This window comes from Rhodococcus sp. LMD (assembly GCF_056108245.1).
The window spans coordinates 1,437,258-1,454,310 of the sequence record NZ_CM148557.1; the positions used below are offsets into that span (position 1 = coordinate 1,437,258).

At 72.1% G+C, this 17,053-nt stretch carries 15 protein-coding genes; 6 read left to right on the forward strand and 9 right to left on the reverse strand.

The window, feature by feature from the left end; genetic code table 11:
* Window positions 1-99 precede the first annotated feature (99 nt).
* The 3 genes from ACWPQI_RS06755 to ACWPQI_RS06765 all read right to left on the reverse strand — a co-directional run bounded on the left by ACWPQI_RS06755 (window position 100) and on the right by ACWPQI_RS06765 (window position 3,485).
* Window positions 100-1,728, reverse strand: a complete 1,629-nt coding sequence (locus ACWPQI_RS06755; protein ID WP_017680254.1) for a LuxR C-terminal-related transcriptional regulator — start codon at window positions 1,726-1,728, stop codon at window positions 100-102.
* 91 nt (window positions 1,729-1,819) lie between these two features.
* Complete coding sequence (locus tag ACWPQI_RS06760) at window positions 1,820-2,569, reverse strand: ABC transporter permease (protein ID WP_010592536.1); 750 nt, start codon at window positions 2,567-2,569, stop codon at window positions 1,820-1,822.
* A 100-nt stretch (window positions 2,570-2,669) separates the two neighbouring features.
* Window positions 2,670-3,485 carry a mycofactocin-coupled SDR family oxidoreductase gene (locus ACWPQI_RS06765; RefSeq protein WP_017680253.1) on the reverse strand — a complete coding sequence of 272 codons (816 nt, stop codon included), beginning with the start codon at window positions 3,483-3,485 and terminating at the stop codon, window positions 2,670-2,672.
* A gap of 175 nt (window positions 3,486-3,660) precedes the next feature.
* On the opposite strand from ACWPQI_RS06765, the gene ACWPQI_RS06770 reads away from it, so the two are divergent.
* Together ACWPQI_RS06770 and ACWPQI_RS06775 are read left to right on the forward strand one after the other, a co-directional pair.
* Window positions 3,661-4,314, forward strand: a complete 654-nt coding sequence (locus tag ACWPQI_RS06770) for a TetR family transcriptional regulator (RefSeq protein WP_010592534.1) — start codon at window positions 3,661-3,663, stop codon at window positions 4,312-4,314.
* On the forward strand, window positions 4,311-4,970 hold the full coding sequence (locus ACWPQI_RS06775; protein ID WP_010592533.1) for an enoyl-CoA hydratase-related protein: 660 nt from the start codon (window positions 4,311-4,313) through the stop codon (window positions 4,968-4,970). Before ACWPQI_RS06770 ends, ACWPQI_RS06775 begins: the two co-directional genes overlap by 4 nt.
* A gap of 4 nt (window positions 4,971-4,974) precedes the next feature.
* Here ACWPQI_RS06775 and ACWPQI_RS06780 read toward each other — a convergent pair whose 3' ends face one another.
* The 6 genes from ACWPQI_RS06780 to ACWPQI_RS06805 all read right to left on the reverse strand — a co-directional run bounded on the left by ACWPQI_RS06780 (window position 4,975) and on the right by ACWPQI_RS06805 (window position 11,959).
* On the reverse strand, window positions 4,975-6,534 hold the full coding sequence (locus ACWPQI_RS06780) for an ATP-dependent DNA ligase (protein WP_040275330.1): 1,560 nt from the start codon (window positions 6,532-6,534) through the stop codon (window positions 4,975-4,977).
* A 76-nt stretch (window positions 6,535-6,610) separates the two neighbouring features.
* The gene (locus tag ACWPQI_RS06785; RefSeq protein WP_010592531.1) at window positions 6,611-7,693 is read right to left on the reverse strand and encodes an ABC transporter ATP-binding protein; all 1,083 of its coding nucleotides are present in this window, start codon (window positions 7,691-7,693) and stop codon (window positions 6,611-6,613) included.
* 30 nt (window positions 7,694-7,723) lie between these two features.
* Window positions 7,724-8,605 (reverse strand): carbohydrate ABC transporter permease, encoded by an 882-nt coding sequence (locus tag ACWPQI_RS06790; RefSeq protein WP_040275335.1) that lies wholly within the window; start codon window positions 8,603-8,605, stop codon window positions 7,724-7,726.
* Entirely contained in the window at window positions 8,605-9,570 is a 966-nt protein-coding gene (locus ACWPQI_RS06795; protein ID WP_040275337.1) for a carbohydrate ABC transporter permease, read from the reverse strand. Before ACWPQI_RS06795 ends, ACWPQI_RS06790 begins: the two co-directional genes overlap by 1 nt.
* The gene (locus ACWPQI_RS06800) at window positions 9,567-10,892 is read right to left on the reverse strand and encodes an ABC transporter substrate-binding protein (protein ID WP_064065819.1); all 1,326 of its coding nucleotides are present in this window, start codon (window positions 10,890-10,892) and stop codon (window positions 9,567-9,569) included. The genes ACWPQI_RS06795 and ACWPQI_RS06800 overlap by 4 nt, the downstream gene beginning before the upstream one ends.
* Before the next feature lie 62 nt (window positions 10,893-10,954).
* Window positions 10,955-11,959: a sugar-binding transcriptional regulator gene (locus ACWPQI_RS06805; protein ID WP_010592527.1), complete on the reverse strand. Its 1,005-nt coding sequence runs from the start codon at window positions 11,957-11,959 to the stop codon at window positions 10,955-10,957.
* 145 nt (window positions 11,960-12,104) lie between these two features.
* Between ACWPQI_RS06805 and ACWPQI_RS06810 the strand changes: the two genes are divergently transcribed.
* From ACWPQI_RS06810 to xylB, 4 genes are read left to right on the forward strand one after another with little or no spacing between them, the layout of a single operon-like run.
* The gene (locus ACWPQI_RS06810) at window positions 12,105-13,121 is read left to right on the forward strand and encodes an NAD(P)-dependent alcohol dehydrogenase (RefSeq protein ID WP_474738839.1); all 1,017 of its coding nucleotides are present in this window, start codon (window positions 12,105-12,107) and stop codon (window positions 13,119-13,121) included.
* 11 nt (window positions 13,122-13,132) lie between these two features.
* Window positions 13,133-14,608: a mannitol dehydrogenase family protein gene (locus ACWPQI_RS06815; RefSeq protein ID WP_474738704.1), complete on the forward strand. Its 1,476-nt coding sequence runs from the start codon at window positions 13,133-13,135 to the stop codon at window positions 14,606-14,608.
* Window positions 14,605-15,531, forward strand: a complete 927-nt coding sequence (locus ACWPQI_RS06820) for a carbohydrate kinase family protein (protein ID WP_268965545.1) — start codon at window positions 14,605-14,607, stop codon at window positions 15,529-15,531. Before ACWPQI_RS06815 ends, ACWPQI_RS06820 begins: the two co-directional genes overlap by 4 nt.
* On the forward strand, window positions 15,528-16,949 hold the full coding sequence (xylB, locus tag ACWPQI_RS06825; protein WP_102030857.1) for a xylulokinase: 1,422 nt from the start codon (window positions 15,528-15,530) through the stop codon (window positions 16,947-16,949). The genes ACWPQI_RS06820 and xylB overlap by 4 nt, the downstream gene beginning before the upstream one ends.
* The last annotated feature ends 104 nt before the right edge of the window (window positions 16,950-17,053 follow it).

Genomic DNA, 17,053 nt, shown 5'->3' on the forward strand with positions numbered 1-17,053 from the left:
CGAGGGGACTGGACGGATGACGTTAGGCGCCGCCGGCATCGGCCGCGTCGGGCGAAGTACGCAGCCGTCCGCGGACCCGGATGGGTAGTTCTGTGCAGCTCAGAGCAGGTGGTGCTCGTACGCGTATGCCGTCGCGGCCGCCCGGGACGACACGTCGAGCTTGGTGAAGATGTTGCTCAGGTGCCGCGCCACGGTCTTCTCGCTCAACACGAGTTCACGGGCCACGGCGCGGTTGGTCTTCCCCGTGGCGACGGCCCGCAGCACCTCGATCTCGCGGGTGGTCAGCCGGCCCCGCGCGGCCGGGCGCCCCGGCCTCCGCGCGAGGTCCCGCAGGTCCGGCTCGGCGTGCAGGTCCCGGAACGTCGCCGCCGCGGCCTCGTACTCGAGCCGCGCCGTCTCGGCGTCGCCGAGCGCGTCACAGCACCGGCCCTGCAGCACCCGCACCCGCGCGCACTCGTAGGGCGCCTCGAAGCCGCGCCAGAGCCCGCACGAGCGGCGCAGCCGGTCGAGGGCGGCGCGCGGTGCGCCCTCGGCGAGCAGGACGGCGCCGGTGACCTGCTCGGCGATCGCACTCAACGCCGGAGCGTCCTGTTCCCCGGCCAGCGCCGCGAGTTCGTCGGCGCTGCGGCGCGCGGCCGCGACGTCGCCGACGGCGAGCGCGATCTCCGCGTGGCCCGCCAGCAGCCGCGGACGATAGAGCGGAAGCGATTCGCCGAGCGCCCGCCGGATCCCGGCGAGCGCCGCGTCGGTGTCGCCCTGGCGCAGACGCAGCAGCGCCATGCCCGGCTGGATCTCGCGGCCGAGCCGGCCGGCGCGGCGGTAGGCGTCCTCGGCCTCGTCGAACTCGCCGCGCAACCGGTGCAGTTCGCCCTGTTCGTACAGGGCCATGCCGACGGCCGGTTGACCCGGTGGGTCCGACAGCCGCCGGAACGCGAGCCGGGCCAGGTCCATGGCCTCCGTCCAGGCGCCCTCGAGTTGCAGGATCTCCGCGCGGTGTACGAGGCACTGTCCCCGGAAGGGAACGAGGCCGGGCTGGGCGTCGCACCAGCGGCCGAGTGCCCGCGTCCATTCCCTGGCCCGCTGCAGCTCGAACGTGCCCTGGCAGGCCTCGATGACCGCGCAGTACACCAGTCCGGCCACGACCGGCGAGACCTCGTCGAGGCTCACGCCGACCATCACCTCGTCCAGGGTGCCGAGACCGCCGGCGACGTCGCCGAGCAGGATGCGGCACTGCCCGATGCCGAGGGTGCTCAGCGCGACGAGGTCGGCGTCGCCGCAGGCTCGGCCGATCGCCTGGGCGGCGGTGAACGAGGGCAGGGCGTCGGCCGGCCGGTTCGCATGCATGTCCTGCACCGCCGCCGGCAGCATCAGGAGGCCGCGTGTCGCGCAGTCCGGGCGCCCGGGCTCGGTCAGGTGCTGGGCCCGGGCGAGCCAGCCGCCGGCGCGCGCCACCTCCCCACGGTTCATCAGCAGGAAGCAGAGCCAGAACGCACTGAGTCCGGCCCGCTCGGGGTCGTCGGCGTCGAGATGCGCCGAGAACGCACGCTCGCACAGCGTCGCGCAGTCGTCGTCCCGGCCGACCAGATACGCCGACCGTGCGAACAGGTCGAGGTCGTCGGCGGTGAGGGGCTCGTGCGCGTCGGCGGTGCGGAACGCGTCGAACGCCCGCGTCCAGTCCCGCGCGTGGAACGCTGCCCGCGCGTGGTCGAGCACCGTCGACGTGCCCATCCTCGCTCCCTGCGGCGACCGAACGTGCACCGAGTGGTTGCCTGCGATCCTACGCCCACCGGCCTCCGGTTCCGGGGTGCGCAGTGGGAGGTCAGTCCGGCAGGCCGGGCCGGGTACGGACCGGTGCCAGACCGGAGACGAGGACGACGGCGGTGATCGTTCCGGCGGCCATGATCGCGGCGAGCACCACGATCTGGAAGCGTCCGGCCTCGAGCGGGGACACACCTCCGAAGATCGCGCCGACGAAGGCACCCGGCAGCGTCACCAGCCCGGTGGTCTTGGTCTGGTCGGTCGACGGGATCAGCGCCGAGTGGACGGCCAGTCGCGTGAGCTCGCGGGTGGACTGCCGCGGCGTCGCACCGAGCGCGAGCCAGCCCTCGACCGTGTCCCAGTTGTCCCCGGTCAGTTCCGTGAAGCGCCGCCCCGCGAGGGTCGCGATGGTCATCGCGTTGCCGACGACGATGCCGCCGATGGCCAGCACGTACCGCGGGGAGAACTCGATGGCGCCGGTGACGAAGACGATCGTGAGCGTCACGGCGATCCCGAGCGCCATCGCACCGGATACGAGGGCCACGTGCCCCGGGCTCCAGCCGATCCGGCGGGATGCGGTGGCAGCGGCGACGGTGAACATGACCAGCAGCGCGGCCCCCACCCAGACGGGACTCGTGATCACCCCGGACAGCACCACACTGATCAGGGCGAGTTGCACGGCGCCCCGCAGCACCGCGACCGCCGGCGCGAAGTGATGCGGGGCGCGGTAGCCCCACAGCACCGCGGTCGTCGTCCCGACGAGCAGGGTCACCCCGACGGCGGTGGGAACCAACTCCAGGGACCAGGTCACCCTCCGGAGGGTATCCGCCGGGGGACGGGGGTGGCCGAATGTGACATGCGTTCGATCAGATCGAAGCGGTGTGACATTCGGCCACACAGGGTGGGGGCGCTCAGCGGATCAGGTTCCCCAGGTCGACGGGGATCTGCGCGCCGGTGATGTATTTCGCCTCGTCGGAGCACACCCACGCGACGACGGCCGCGACGTCCTCGGGCTGCAGGATCTCGTAGGGCAGCGAGTTCATGTAGATCGGGCCCAGGGTGGTCGCGTACTTCGCGATGAGCGGGTGCAGGTCGCTGACCTTCATGCCGGTCTCCACGCCGGCCGGGTGGACGGTGTTGACCCGGATCCGGTGCTCGCCCAGTTCGTTCGCCATCGTCTTCGCCAGGCCGGTGATGCCGTGCTTGGTCGCGACGTAGTGGCCGGTGAAGGGGGTGCCCTTGAGCCCCGAGACGGAGCTGGTGAAGACGACCGCCCCGCCCTCGCCCTGCTCGATCAGGTAGGGCACGGCGGCCTTCGCGGTGTGGAACACGCCGGTGAGGTTGACGTCGACGGTCTCCCGCCACTGCTCGAGGGTGATCTCCCACGACAGCGCGCCCGAGCAGATGCCGGCGTTCGCGACCACCACGTCGAGGCGGCCGAGCTGCTCGACGCCGTCGGCCAGCGCCCGCGACAGCGCGTCGAAGTCCCGCACGTCCGCGGTCGTGGCGACGATGCGACGGCCCGTCTTCTCGACCAACCGCACCGTCTCCGCGAGATCCTCCTCCGTGGCGCCCGGGTAGGCGGTCGAGGCGAAGTCGGTGCACGCGTCGACCGCGATGATGTCGGCGCCCTCGCGGGCGAACTGCACGGCCTCGGCGCGGCCCTGACCGCGCGCCGCGCCGGTGACGAAGGCGACCTTGTTCTCGAAACGGCCGGCGGTCTCCATGCTTGCCTCCTCGGTGGTGTCGGACGCGGATTCTCCCGGTCCGAAGCGGGGACGGCAGCGCGGGTTCCGCTCACCGGGACCGCGGTCCGGAAGGCGCACGGTGTCCCGTGTCCGGCCGGGCGCCCCGTTCGGTTACCCGCTGGTAATAGAGCATGCGTTCTGTTATGGTCCCGCTGTGCCCCGGCCCCGCATCCACGACCTCGACGAGGTTCTCGACGCCACCGAGAATCTGGTGGTGGCCGGTGGTGCGAGCGCGGTGACGCTGCGTGCGGTCGCCGCGGCCACGGGGATGTCGAACGGGGCTCTGTATCACGCCTTCGGCTCCCGCGGTGGGCTGGTCGGCCGGGCCTGGTTGCGCGCGGCCCACCGCTTCCTCGACCTGCAGCGCGCGGCGGTCGACGAGGTTCTCGGCTCCGCGTCGACGCCGGACCGGGGGATCGACGCCGTCGTCGCCGCCGCCGATGCCCCCGCGGCGTTCGCCGCCCTGTTCCCCGAGTCCTCGCGCCTCCTGCTCACCGTCCGGCGCGAGGAGTTGCTCGGGTCCGACCCGCCGGCGGACGTCGCCGCAGAGCTGGGGCGGCTCGATTCGATTGTGGTCGCGCTGCTCGTCCGCCTGTCCCGGGCGTTGTGGGGCCGCGGCGACGCGCGCGCGGTCGCGGTCGTCGAGGACTGTGTCGTCGGTCTGCCGACAGGTCTGTTGCTCCGGCGCGGGCGTGTCCCCGACGCGGCCATGCGCCACCGTCTCGAGGCCGCGGTCCGCGCGGTGCTCGCCCTCGATCCTCCGCCCGCGCCATCCGGGCGCGGCGGCCACACGAAAGGCTCGCGATGACCGTCACTCTGACCTACCGGGACAAGATCGCCGTCCTCGACCTCGGCGACGACGAGAACCGGTTCTCTCCCGACTGGCTCGACACCGTCGACCGGCTCCTCGACGAAGTGCAGCAGAACGCGCACGCACTCGTCACCACGGCGACGGGGAAGTTCTACTCCAACGGCCTGGACCTGGAATGGCTGACAGCTCACGGTGATCGGGCGCAGTGGTACGTCGGCCGGGTGCAGGCGCTCTTCGGCCGCATCCTCACCTTCCCGCTGCCGACGGTCGCCGCCGTGGTCGGGCACGCGTTCGGGGCGGGTGCCATGCTCGCGATCGCGCACGACTACCGGGTGATGCGCGCGGACCGGGGCTACTACTGCTTCCCCGAGGTCGACATCCACATCCCGTTCACGCCGGGCATGGCCGCGCTGATCCAGGCCAAGCTGACCCCGCAGACCGCGGTCACGGCGATGACCACCGGTCGCCGCTACGGCGGTCTCGAGGCCGAGGCCGCCGGTCTGGTCGACCGCACGGCGGGCGCGGACGGCGTCCTCGACGCCGCCGTCGAACTCGTCACCCCGCTCGCGGGGAAGGACCCCGGCACCCTCGGTGCCATCAAGTCCACCATGTACGCGGCCGCGGTCGACGCACTCGCCCAGGGTCGGGCCTGACCGGTCACGAACTTCCGTGATGGGACGGAAGTGGTTGCTGCGGAACGGAATCCGTCCCCGGTAACAGTGCGCGCACCGCGTCGACGGTGTCCGCCTCGGCGGCGGTCTTGTCGGGGCGGTAGCGCAGCACACGGGCGAAGCGCAGCGCCACCCCGCCGGGGTAGCGGGGGCTGACCTGTACGCCGTCGAGTTCGATCTCCACGACCAGCTCCGGACGCAGGTACACGGTGTGCGCGTCGCGGCTGCGTTCGTGTCGCGGGAGCTCCTCGGTCTGCCATTGCAGCAGGGCGTCGGTCAGTCCCTTGAACGTCTTGCCGACCATGATCGGCTCGCCGCCGTCCGGATCCCGCGCGCCCAGATGGAGATTGGACAGGTAGCCGGTGCGACGGCCGTAACCCCACTCGGCGCCGAGTACCACCAGGTCCAGGGTGTGCTCCGGTTTGACCTTCTGCCAGGCGCGGCCGCGCCGGCCCGCCGCGTAGGGCGCGGTGAGGTCCTTGACGACGACGCCCTCGTGCCCGGCGGCGAGGGCGGCGTCGAACTGGGCGTCGGCGGTGGCCGCGTCCGGCCGCAGCACGCCCGGGATCCGATGGTTCGGCGCGACCCGCCGCAGAGCGTCGAGACGCTCGGTGAGCGGCGCGTCGAGCAGGTCGGTGCCGTCGAGGTGCAGGCAGTCGAAGAAGTACGGGTGCAGCATCAGCTCGTGCGCGGACTCGGCACCGAACCGGCTCATCGTCTCCTGGAACGGCCGGGGCCGGCCCGCAGGGTCGAGTGCCAGGGTCTCGCCGTCGAGCACGACCGACGTGCAGGGCAGCGTCGCGACCAGCTCCACGAGTTCGGGGACGCTGCGGGTGATCTCCCGCAACGTGCGGGTGAACACCCGCACCGTCCCGCCCCGGCGGTGCACCTGGATGCGGGCGCCGTCGAGCTTGTACTCGACGCTGACCTCGCCGCCGAACTCGCTGTGGGCACCGGCGAGGGACTGGGCCGGGGCGGCGAGCATGGGCCGGATCGGCCGGCCCACCTCCAGCCGGAAGGCGGCGAGCGCGTCCGCGCCGCCGCCGAGCCCGGCCGCCGCGGTTGCGGGCAGCCGGCCGGAGAGCATGAACGCCCGGCGCACCGTCTCGGCCGGCAGCCCGGCCGCGGCGGCCACCGCGTCGGTCATCACCCCGTCGAGCGCGCCCTGCCGCAGGTCGCCGGTCAGCAGCCGCACCAGGAAATCCTGCTCCTCGGCGGTGGCCGCGCCGAGCAGACCGGCGAGCAGTTCGCGCCGCCGCCCCGTCGAGCCGGTCCCGGACAGACCGGCGAGCTCGGTGAAGGCCCGGTCGACGTCGACGACGGTCAGCGACGGCTCCTCGGACGGGTCGATGCGGGATCCGGCGAGGGTGCGCCATCCCACGCCGATCCGGCCCTGACGTGGCTCACCCGCCAGCCACGACACCACGGGCTCGACCTCCCCGGGGTCGAGGACGGCGAGGAGGGCGCGCAGTTCCTCCACCTTGGCCCGCCGCGACCGGGTGGCACCGACGGCCTGCGAGGTGGCAACGATCGTCGAGAAGAGCACGCCCCGACCGTACCGACCACCGCCGGTTTCGGCGCGGGTGTACCGCCGGTTCCGGCGCGGGTGTACAGCCGGAGGGTCAGTCGCCGACGCGTTCACCGGTCGCCGGATGGAACAGGTGCACCGTGCCCTCCCGCTTGCGCAGCCGGATCGTGTCCGCCAGCCGGGCCGGGGTGCGGGTGAGCGAGCGTGCGACGAGGGGGGTGTCGCTGCGCGCGACGCGGGTGTACACGTACGACTCGCTGCCGAGTTCCTCGACGAGTTCGACGATGGTCTCGACGCCGTCGCCGTCCGTGATCTCGAGCTGTTCGGGCCGGATCCCGACGGTGACGGTCTCGAGTCCGGCGCGGTGCAGCGAGGCGATGCGGTCGCGTTCGACATCGACGACGGTGCTGCCGATCTGCACGCCGCCGTCGACGATCCGGGCGTCGAGCAGGTTCATTGCGGGCGAGCCGATGAACCCGGCGACGAATGCGTTGGCGGGCCGGTCGTACAGCTCGGTGGGGGAGGAGAACTGCTGGAGCTTGCCGCCGCGCAGCACCGCCACCCGGTCGCCCATGGTCATCGCCTCGACCTGATCGTGCGTGACGTACACGGTGGTGGTGCCGAGACGCCGCTGCAGCGCGGCGATCTGGGTGCGGGTCTGCACGCGCAGCTTGGCGTCGAGGTTGGACAGCGGTTCGTCCATGCAGAACACCTGCGGTTCGCGGACGATCGCGCGGCCCATCGCGACGCGCTGCCGCTGCCCGCCGGAGAGCTTGGCGGGTTTGCGGTCCAGGTAGTCGGTGAGGTCGAGCAGCTTCGCCGCCTGTTCGACCTTGCGGCGCCGCTCGTCGGCGCCGACGCCGCGCATCTTCAGCGCGAAGCCCATGTTCTCGGCGACGGTCTTGTTCGGGTAGAGGGCGTAGTTCTGGAAGACCATCGCGATGTCACGATCCTTCGACGGCACGCCGACCATGTCGCGGCCGCCGATGCTGATCGAGCCCTCGTCGATGTCCTCGAGCCCGGCGAGCATCCGCAGGGCGGTGCTCTTGCCGGAGCCGGACGGCCCGACCAGGACGACGAATTCTCCGTCCTGGATGTCCAGGTTCAGGGAGTCGACGGCGAGGGTGTCGGAGTTCTCGTAGAGGCACGACGCGTTGCGGTAGGTGATCTCGGCCATGACGGTTCCTTCGGAAAGTGAGTGGGGGAGTTACTTGATCGCGCCGAACGACAGGCCGCGCACGAGCTTGTTCTGGGCGAGCCAGCCGGCCAGGACGACGGGCAGCGCCGCCATCGTGGCGGCCGCGGACAGGCGGGCCCAGTACAGGCCCTCGCCGGTGATGAAGCCGACGAGGAACACGGGAATGGTCTGCGCCTGCACCGCCGTGAGGTTCACGGCGAAGAAGAACTCGTTCCAGGAGAAGATGACGCAGATCAGGGCGGTGGCGGCGATGCCGGGCGAGACGAGCGGCAGGATCACCTCCCGCACCGACGTCCACAGGTTCGCGCCGTCCATGCTCGCGGCCTCGAGCAGCTCGCCCGGCACCTCGAGGAAGAACGAGCGCATCATCCACACCGCGATCGGCAGATTCATCGCGGTGTAGAGGATGATCAGTGCCCAGATGTTGTCGAGCAGACCGATGTTCGCGACGATCACGTACAGCGGGATGATCGCGGCGACGATCGGCAGCATCTTCGTGCTGATGAAGAAGAACAGGGCGTCCTTGGTCTTGCGCACCGGCCGCAGCGACAGGGCGAACGCGGCGGGCACGCCGAGCAGCAGGACGAGGATCGTCGACACGCCCGTGGCGAACGCCGAGTTGAGCAGGCTGACACCGACTCCGGTGTCGAACACGGCGCGGAACTGGTCGAGGGTGGGCGTGAAGAAGAACTTCGGCGGATCGGAATAGGCGTCGGCCTCCTGCTTGAAGGCGGTGAGCACCATCCAGAACACCGGGAAGAAGAACCCCAGGGCGGCGATCCAGGCGACGACGCCCCACGGATTGGCCCTGCGGTGCTTGCGTTTCCGGGTTCGAACCGGGACGGTCTCCGGTGTGGGAACCTGTTGTGCGGTGGGGGCGGTGGTGCTCATCAGGCGGCCTCCTCCTTGCCGGTGAACGATGTGAAGATCAGCCGCAGCGCGACGGTGGCCACGACGATGGTGGCGACGACGACCACCACGCCCATGGCGGCGGCCTGGCCGATGTCGAAGCCGAGGAACGCGCGCTGATAGATGTAGAAGGGCAGGTTGGAACTCGCGGTGCCCGGTCCGCCCTGGGTCATCATGTAGATGGCGTCGAACGTGTTGACCAGGTGGATCGCGCCGAGCACGGCGCCGAGTTCGATGAACCGCCGCAGGTGCGGCAGCGTCAGCTCGCGGAACAGGGCGAAGGCGCCCGCCCCGTCGACCCGCCCGGCCTCGAGGATGTCCCGCGGCATCGACTGCAGACCGGCCAGGATGAGCAGCATCATGAACGGGGTCCACTGCCACACCAGGTTCGCCATCACCGCGGCGAGCGGGTAGCGGCTGACCCAGTCGATCTGCCCCACGCCGAACGGGGAGAGCACGAAGTTGACGATGCCGAACACCGGGTCGAACATCGCGGTCTTCCAGATCAGTGCGCCGGCGACGGGGGTGACGAGAAACGGGGTGATGAGCAGGGTGCGAACGATGCCGCGGCCGAGGAAGACCCGGTCGAGCAGCAGCGCGAGCAGCAGGCCCAGCACGACGGAGATCAGCACCGTGCCGACGATGAGGATCACGGTGTTGACCGCCACCTCGCGGAACTGACTGTCGCGGAAGACGTCCGCGTAGTTCTGCAGGCCGACGAAGCTGCGTGAGCCCGGGCGCACCAGGTTCCACGACTGCGTCGAGTAGTAAAGGGTGAACGCGAACGGGATCTGGGTCACCACGATCATGAAGATCAGGGCAGGCAGCAGGGGCCCGCGTCGGCGCCAGCCCTCCGCGCGGGAGACCGCGTCGCTCTTGGCGTCGCGCACCCGGCGGATGCGCTCCGAGTCGTCGGCGGTGGAGGCGCCGACCGCCAGGGTTGTCATCGCTGATCCTCTCGGTAGGTGGCGCCGACCACGTCGGCGTACTCCTGCGCCTGTTCCAGTGCCTCGGTGACGGTCTTCTGGCCCGCGATCGCGGCGCTGATCTGCTGGCTCACCCGGGTTCCGAGGTCCTGGAACTCGGGGATGGCCAGGAACTGGACACCGGTGTAGGGCACCGGCTCGACCGTCGGGGCGTCCGGCGTCGCGCTCTCGATGGACTCGAGGGTGAGCGGCCCGTATGCTGCTGCGGCCTCGCGGTATTCGGGGATCTCGTAGGTCGACAGCCGGCTGCCGGGGGGCACCCGCTCCCAGCCGAGGGTCTCCCCGACGGTGCGCAGGTACTCCTTGCTCGTCATCCACGAGACGAACCGCCACGCGGAGTCCGCGTTGTCGCTGTCGACGGGGATGCCGAGCGACCAGCTGTAGAGCCAGCCCGCGTCGTCCTTGACCCGGATCGGTGCCGGGGCGTACCCGATCTTTCCGACGACGTTGCTCGACGCCGGGTCCTCGAGGGTGGAGACCGCCGAGGTGGAGTCGTACCACATCGCGACCCGGCCCTGCGCAAGCTGCGTGGCGCATTCGCTGAAACCGCTCGTGGCGGCGCCGGGCTGGCCGTGCTCGCGGACCAGGTCGACGTAGAACTGCACCGCCTCGACGACCTCGGGGCTGGTGAGCTGCGCGTTCCAGTCCTCGTCGTACCAGCGGCCGCCGAAGGTGTTGATCACGGTGTTCAGCGGGGCGAGCACCTCACCCCAGCCGGGCTTGCCGCGCAGGCAGATCCCGGCGGTGTCGGGGGTGTCGAGCCGGGCGGCGGCGGCAACCTCGTCCCAGGTGGGGGTGGGGGACAGGACGATCCCGGCCTGCTCGAACAGGTCCTTGCGGTACATCAGGAACGACGACTCGCCGTAGAACGGCACCGAGTACATGTCGCCCTCGTAGGACAGCGAGTCGCGCAGGGTGGGAATGAAGTCGTCCTCGTCGTAGCCCTCCGTCTGCCGGGCGTACTCGGAGAGGTTGGTCAGCCACCCGTTCGCCGCCCACTGCGGTGTCTCGTAGTTGCTGATCATCACCACGTCGAACTCGCCGCCGCCCATCGCGGTGGAGGCCGTGATCTTCGCGCGGGCCTGGTTCTCCGAGAGGGTGACGAACCGCAGGTCGATGTCCGGGTTCTCGGCCTCGAACTGGGCGGCGAGTTGCTGGGCGTCCTGCATCTGGGAGTTCGACACCATCGCGATGGTGACGGTCTGGTCGGAGGCGCCGAGCGAGCCGGCGCCGGCGCAGCCGCTGAGCGTGAGGCTGAGCGCCCCGGCCCCGGCCGCCAGCATGCGGGTGGTTCTTCTGGATCTGTTCACCGATCGTCGCCTCTTCTCCGGTCTCTCCGGTGGTGTCATCGGTCGAGTAGCCAACGTGCGCACTCGATGTCGCATACGAGCATGGTGACCAGGCCGCCGCGCAGCGCTCCCAGCGCGGCCTGGTGTTTGGCGGCCCCGCCGGTGACGAGGACCGCGGCCGGGCAGGCGCGGATGTCGTCGAGCGAGACCGACACGGCGCGACGGTCGAGATCCCCGCCCACGGCCGTGCCGTCGGCGTGGAAGAACCGTCCCGCGATCTCCCCGACCGCGCCGAGGTCGGTGAGGGTGTCGAGCATGGCGGTGTCGAGATAGCTGCCCTCGAACAAGGTGGTCGACGTGGACACCGCCCCCACACCGAACATCATCATGTCGGCGCGGCGGCCGACGTCCAGGGCGCGGGAGATCATGGAGTCGGCCCGCAGGGACGCGACCGTCGCGGGGTCGGCGTACAGGGGGACCGGGAGCCGGACCATCTTGGCCTGCAACTGTTCCGCGCAGCGCCCGAGCACGTACTCGGCGCCGGTCTGGTAGTCGGAGGTGGTGACGGCGCCGTCGAGCTGGACGATCGTCGCGCATGCGGCCCCGCCCGGCGGGAGGGCCTGCGCGACGGCCACGGTCTCCGGCCCCCACGTGAACCCGAGGGTGTCGGTCGCGCGGATCCGCCGGCTGATCAGGGCGGCGGCGGCCCGTCCGACGCCCGCGAAGCTGGCGGCCTCGTCGAGCGGGCCGGCTGCGTCCACCCCGTCGCCGACGACGACGGCCTCGAGCAGGCCGAAACGCTCCTCGAGCGCGCGTTCCTCGTCGGCGTGCAGGTCGTCGCGCAGGTTGGCCGGCACGTTCACCTCGATGCGCACCAGGCCCTGGGCCCGGGCCCGGGCGACGAGCCGTCCCGCCGTCGGGCGGGAGACGCCCAGGCGCGTCGCGACCTCGGCCTGGGTGAGGCCGTCGAGGTAGTACAGCGTCGCGGCGCGCAACGCCAGGCGCAGATCCTCCGGTGCCGCGGTGGCCGCGGGCGGGTTCGTCGCGTGGGGGACGGTCACGTCATCTCCTGGGTCGGAGGGACTCGGGCCGGGGAACCGGCGAAGTCGGTGGAGCGTGAGCAAATGCTCATGGGTGCGTTCATCTGCTCAGTACGCTAGCATCGGCACTGTGACCCACACAACACCCCCGTCGATCCCGGAGCGCATGCGCGCCGCCGTTCTGGTCGAACCCGGACGGATCGAGATGCGCGAGCGCCCGGTCCCCGAACCCGCACCCGGCGACGTGCTCGTCCGGGTCACCACGGTCGGCGTGTGCGGATCGGACACGCACTACTACCGCGAGGGCCGCATCGGTGAATTCGTCGTCGAGGCCCCGCTCGTCCTCGGCCACGAGGCCTCCGGCACGATCGCCGCGGTCGGTGCCGGCGTCCCCGCCGAACGGATCGGGCAGCGCGTGTCGATCGAGCCGCAGCGACCCGACCCGACCACCGAGGAAACCCGGCGCGGGCGCTACAACCTCTGCCCGCACATGCGGTTCTACGCCACCCCGCCCGTCGACGGCGCCTTCTGCGACTACGTCACCATCGGGGCGGAATTCGCCCATCCCGTCCCCGACGCCGTCTCCGACGACGCGGCCGCCCTCTGCGAACCGCTGTCCGTGGGCATCGCCGCCGTCCGCAAGGCGGGCGTCACCGCCGGATCCCGGGTGCTCGTCACCGGCGCCGGCCCCATCGGCATCGTCACCGCGCAGGTCGCCCGCGCCTTCGGCGCCACCGACGTCGTCGTCACCGACCTCGACGCGGACCGTCGCGCGCTGGCCCGGAAGTTCGGGGCGACCGCCGCCCTCGACCCGCGCACCGACGACGTCACCGACCTGCACGTCGACGCCTACATCGACGCCTCCGGCGCCCCCGCCGCGGTCGCCACCGCGATGCGGGCCGTGCGGCCCGCCGGCACCGTCGTCCTCGTCGGCTCCGGCGCCGAGACGATGAACCTGCCGGTCCAGCTGATCCAGAACCGTGAGCTGGTCCTCACCGGCGTCTTCCGGTACGCCCACACCTGGCCGACGGCCGTCGCCCTCGCCGCCGCCGGCCGCGTCGACCTCGACGCGATGGTCACCGCCCGCTTTCCGCTCGAGCGGGCGGCCGAAGCACTCGAATCCGACCGGACACCCGGCAACATCAAGACCGTCGTGCGGGTACACCCCGGCGACGACACGTAAGGAGCCCCGAAGTGGACCTGGGGGAGAACACCCTGACCGCCCTGCCCGTCCCCGGCCCGACGTACTCGCGGCGCGACATCGGCGTCGGCATCGTGCATTTCGGGGTCGGTGGCTTCCATCGTGCCCATCAGGCGATGTACGTCGACCGGCTGCTCGAAGGCGGGGACGCCCGCAACTGGGGCATCTGCGGTGTCGGCGTCATGCCCGGCGACCGCCGCATGCGCCACGCCCTCGCGGCCCAGGACGGCCTCTACACCCTGATCCTGCGCCACCCCGACGGCAAGTGGGAACCGCGGGTGATCGGCTCGATCGTCGACTACCGTTACGCACCCGAGGATCCCGAGGCGGTGATCGAGCTGATCGCAGCGCCCACCACCCGCATCGTCTCGCTCACCGTCACCGAGGGCGGCTACAACATCCGCCACGACACCGGCGAGTTCGACGTCGACGACCCCGCCGTCCGCCGCGACGTCGAGCACCCCGATGCGCCCACCACCGTCTTCGGGCTCGTCACCGCCGCCCTCGGGCGCCGGCGCGAACGCGGGCTGCCGTCGCCGACGATCATGTCCTGCGACAACATCGAGGGCAACGGCACCGTCGCGCGGCGGGCCTTCACGTCCTTCGCCGCGCTCGTCGACCCCGGTCTCGCCGACTGGATGCGCGAGCACACCCGGTTCCCCAACTCGATGGTCGACCGCATCACCCCGGTCACGACCGACGACATCGCCCCCGAACTCGACGCCCGCTTCGGCGTCCGCGATCGCTGGCCCGTCGTCGCCGAGCCGTTCACCTCCTGGGTGCTCGAGGACGACTTCTCCTGCGGCCGGCCGGCATTCGACGAGGCGGGGGTGCAACTCGTCGACGACGTCGCCCCGTACGAACTGATGAAACTGCGCCTGCTCAACGCGAGTCACCAGGCACTGGCCTACTTCGCGCACCTGTGCGGCTACCGCTACGTGCACGAGGCCGCGCAGGACCCGTTGTTCGCGGAGTTCCTGCTCGAGTACATGGACGCCGAGGCCACCCCCACCTTGCGGCCGGTGCCCGGCATCGATCTCGCGCAGTACAAGCGCACCTTGATCGAGCGCTTCGCCAACCCCGAGATCCGCGACACCGTCGCCCGGCTGTGCGCCGAATCCTCCGACCGCATCCCGAAATGGCTGCTGCCCGTCGTGCGGGAGAACCTCGCGACGGGCGGGTCGGTGCGCCTGGCCGCCGCCGTCGTGGCCAGCTGGGCCCGCTACGCCGAGGGCACCGACGAGGCCGGCGAACGCATCGAGGTCGTCGACCGGCTCGCCGGCACCCTCGGACCCCTCGCCCGCAGCCAGCGCGGGAATCCGACCGCCTTCCTCGAGAACCGCTCCGTCTTCGGTGATCTCGCCGACGAGCCGCGGTTCGTGGACGCCTACCGGTGGGCGCTCGACTCCCTGCACCGCGACGGCGCCCGCGCCACGCTCGAGGCCCTCCGCAGCAGGGTCGGATCGTGAACGGGCACGTCCTCGTCCTCGGCGAGGCCCTGGTCGACATCGTCCGGCGCGGCCCGGCCCGGCCCGTCGAACACGTCGGCGGCAGCCCGCTCAACGTCGCCGTCGGCCTCGGCCGCCTGGGCCGCGACGTCGAATTCGTCACCCACATCGGCGACGACGACCGGGGCCGCCGCATCATCTGCCACCTCGCCGACTCCTCGGTGCGGCTCGCCGCCGGCAGCAGCACCGCGCCGCGGACCCCCACGGCGACCGCCACCCTGGACGAGAACGGCGCCGCCACCTACGAGTTCGACCTCGAGTGGCAACTGCCGGATCCACGCCCGGAGCCCGGCGCAGGGCACGTGCACACCGGGTCGATCGCGGCCCTGCTCGAACCCGGCTGCGAGGCCGTCGCCGCGCTGCTCGACCGGCACGTGCCCACCGCGACCATCAGCTACGACCCCAACGTCCGGCCTGCCCTGGTCGGCGACGACCCGCGCACCCGCGACCGCATCACCCGCTTCGTCGCGGGCGCCGACGTCGTCAAGGCCAGCGACGAGGACCTGCGCTGGTTCGCCCCCGACCGCGACCCCCGCGACGTCGCGCAGGAGTGGCTCGCCCTCGGCCCGGCGCTCGTCGCGGTGACCCTCGGCGCGGGCGGTGCCGTCGCCGTCGCGCGGTCCGGCGCCGTCGACGTCGCCGCGCACCCCGTCGAGGTCGTCGACACCGTCGGCGCCGGCGACGCATTCATGGCCGGTCTGCTCGACGCCCTGTGGACGCAGGAACTGCTCGGCGACCGCGAGGGCCTGCGCGGAATCGAACCGGACGCGCTGCGCGCGGCCCTCGACGTCGCCGCGCGCACCGCGGCGCTCACCGTCGCGCGCCCGGGTGCGGACCTGCCGACCCGCGGGGAGCGGGACGCCGACCCGAAGGAGCAGAGGTGACGCTCGTCGCCGGGATCGATTCGTCCACCCAGTCCTGCAAGGTCCTCGTCTGCGACGCGCGCACCGGTCACGTCGTGCGGGAGGGCCGTGCCCCGCATCCCGACGGCACCGAGGTCGACCCGCGCGCCTGGGCGGACGCCCTCGACCGCGCCGTTGCCGCCGCGGGCGGGCTCGACGACGTCGCCGCGGTGTCGGTCGGCGGCCAGCAGCACGGGCTGGTGACCCTCGACGAGACCGGGACGGTGGTGCGCCCGGCGCTGCTGTGGAACGACACCCGCTCGGCCGCGGCCGCCGCCGACCTCGTCGCCGACCTCGGCGGCGGGCAGGCGTGGGCCGACGCCGTGGGGGTGGTGCCGCTCGCCGCGATCACCGTCGCCAAGGTGCGCTGGCTCGCCGACCACGAACCGGGCCACGCCGACCGCGCTGCGGCACTGTGCCTGCCGCACGACTGGCTCACGTGGCAGCTCGCGGGAGCCTCCGGCGTCGGCGCGCTCGTCACCGACCGCAGCGACGCCAGCGGCACCGGCTACTACAGCGCCGCCGACGGCTCCTACCGCACCGACCTCCTCGACCTCGCGCTGCGTGGCCGCCGGCCCGTGCTGCCCCGGGTGGCCGGACCGGCCGAACGGGTCGGGGAGACGGTCGCGGGCGCCGCCCTCGGACCCGGTGCCGGGGACAACGCCGCCGCGGCCCTCGCCCTCGGCGCGCACGAGGGCGACGTGATCGTCTCCGTCGGCACCTCGGGCGTGGTCTCGGCCGTCTCGGCCACCCCGAGCCGCGATCCGTCCGGGCTCGTCGCCGGATTCGCCGACGCCACCGGCCGGCACCTGCCGCTCGTGTGCACCCTCAACGCGGCGCGGGTCCTCGACGCCACGGCCGCGCTGCTCGGGGTCGACCACGACGAACTGTCGCGGCTCGCGCTGTCGGCCCCGCCCGGCGCCGGCGGTCTCGTGCTGGTGCCGTACCTCGAGGGCGAGCGCACCCCCAACCGGCCCGGCGCCACGGGCGCGATCCACGGCCTGCGCCTGACGAATTCGACACGGGAACACCTGGCGCGCGCGGCCGTGGAGGGACTGCTGTGCTCGCTCGCGGACGGTCTCGACCACATCACCGCGCAGGGCGTGCCGGTGCGGCGGGTGCTGCTCGTCGGCGGCGGCGCCCGTTCCCGGGCGCTGCGCGAACTCGCGCCGGGCATCCTCGGGGTCCCGGTGGAGGTGCCGGAGCCGGGCGAGTACGTCGCCGTCGGCGCGGCCCGGCAGGCCGCCTGGGTGCTGGCCGGCGGCACCGAACCACCCCGGTGGGAGGGTGGCGGCGTGCGGCGCTACGAGGCGGACCCGGTCCCGGCCGTGCGCGCCCGGTACGCGGAGGTCCGTGACCTCACGGACGGCAGCGACCTGACACCTCTTTCCGGAACCTGACACCTCTTTCCGGAACCTGACACCGGTTCCGGCCGGCCGGAAAGGCTGTCGGCATCCCGAAACGGATGCACGCTCCGGACCGCGGCCGCGATGAGTTCCGGCGT